Source organism: Brachybacterium sp. AOP3-A1-3 (assembly GCF_052378285.1).
In the GTDB taxonomy this organism is placed as follows: Bacteria; Actinomycetota; Actinomycetes; order Actinomycetales; family Dermabacteraceae; genus Brachybacterium.
In genome coordinates this window covers 1-1,738 of record NZ_JBQSXM010000047.1, presented here as the reverse complement: position 1 = coordinate 1,738, position 1,738 = coordinate 1, and the positions used below count along the sequence as shown (strand labels likewise).

General features: G+C 68.4%; 2 protein-coding genes. Both read right to left on the bottom strand.

The features are described 5' to 3' along the window. Positions 1-217 (bottom strand): hypothetical protein (locus tag ACT3T5_RS19495; protein ID WP_444595320.1); only part of this gene is annotated, 217 nt, incomplete at its 3' end. A 957-nt stretch (positions 218-1,174) separates the two neighbouring features. Next, on the bottom strand, positions 1,175-1,738 hold a 564-nt coding region (locus tag ACT3T5_RS19490; RefSeq protein ID WP_444595319.1), incomplete at its 5' end, for a chlorite dismutase family protein.

The following is a 1,738-nucleotide window of genomic DNA, read 5'->3' as shown; positions in this document are numbered from 1 at the left end:
CACCGCCGCGCCCACCCCACACCAGGATCCAGGTCAGATGCCCGTAGCGACTCAGAGCGTCGTAGGAGGCGCCCACCAGGCCCGCGATCAACCACACGGCGATCACCGTTCGCAACGCGCCGTGGGTCCACCGCACCGACAGCCGTGTCAGCTCAGGATCGACCGGCGGGGGAACGGAGGGGTCGCGGGCATGGCTCCCCGGTCGCGTCGCGCTCACGTGTGCCCCCTCCGCACTCCCCGACTCACGCACTGCCATCGGCACGCGAAGCGTGTCCCGTAAGGGCCCGCCGCCGATGTATTGCGAGCGCCCTTGACGGTGTGCTCCATGTTCTCGACCCGGGCCTCGTGAGGGCGCTGACTGTTGCCTTGGCCGCCGCCCTCTCACGTCATGCGACGCGGACCGTTCTTGTCCACTCCGGGCCGAGCGTGAACGGGCTAGTTTGGGCGCGTGCGAACGCCTGAAGAACGCCCCTCGGGGGCCCGTTCGCCCGTCTGGGCGGGCTGAGGGACGCCGATGAGTTCTGCCCTGGAAAGACCGGCGGAGTCCCGACGGATACGCACCGCTTATGCCAGCTCCTTCGTCTTGTGTCTCATCATTGGTCTGGTTGGCCTTGTCGCGTTGGTCCTGGGTGGGGCACCGAGTGATCCGGGCCCGGGCCAGGGTGCCGATCTCGGTCGCTTCCGGCTCATCGCGACGCTGGTTGCCGTCGCGTGCATGTCACTCTCGATTGCCGGGGCACTGCTGCTCCGGCGGAGGTGGCGGCGCCGTCGAGCCCGCCTCATCTTCGCCGTCCCGCCAAGCTGGCCAACGCCGCCGGAGCGGTGGTCACCTCCAGTCGGTTGGAGCCCCAGCTCAGAATTCCCAGAACCGCCGTCGGGCTGGCAGTTCTGGCGTGAACATTGAGCCAGGCGTCAACGCCCCGTCGATTACGGCCCAGTTTTCAGCCGTCGTCGACACGTGGCGAACCGTTCGGGGTCACGCCCGCATCTGCCGCGTTGAGGGCGGGGACGCTCGCCCGCATCTGCCGCTGTAGGGGCGGGGACGCTCGCCCGGTCATGCCGCGATGGGCGTGCGTTCTTGCCCGGTGAGCCATCGTCTACTGAGATAGCCCGTGTGCTCGTGGACCCGCCATGAGCACACTTGTCCTGTCGGCAGAGCCGGGAGCAGGGCGGGTCACCGCGCGAGGCGGATGTCGACATCTCGTTCTACGTAGCCCCACTCGGGGGTCGTGCGGAGTCGGTCTACGAGCTCCTCGAACGCGGGGGCGTCTTGGGGGGCGTACTCGAACCAGGTGAGGAAGTCGAAGGGCTCGCCCAGGTCATGGCCGTGGTAGAGCTGGCGCGCGACTGCCGGCAGGTACTCCAACCCGACCGCGATGTGGTGGGAACTCTCCTCGAGGAGGTCACGGCGTTCGTCCTGAGCGAGCTGCCACCAAGCATCGGACTTGGTGATGGGGATGAGAGCCGCCCGGGTTGCTTCGGGCCGGCCGAGCTGTGGCTGCTTGGCGTCCAGTGCCTCCTGCTCCTCGCGTCGGGTGTAGCGCTTGTAGCTCGTCGTCCCGCGCAGCACCCAGGCCGCCTCGACGTCGCCTGCACGTGACCCGTCGAGCACGGCCAACCGTGAGACCACCGGCAAGGACGGACCAGTCACCGGCTCGATGCGTTCAACCTGCCAGGCGCCCACCCGGCCTCCGGCAAAGACGTTTAGCGGCATGGAAACGACGTTACCGCACCCCTG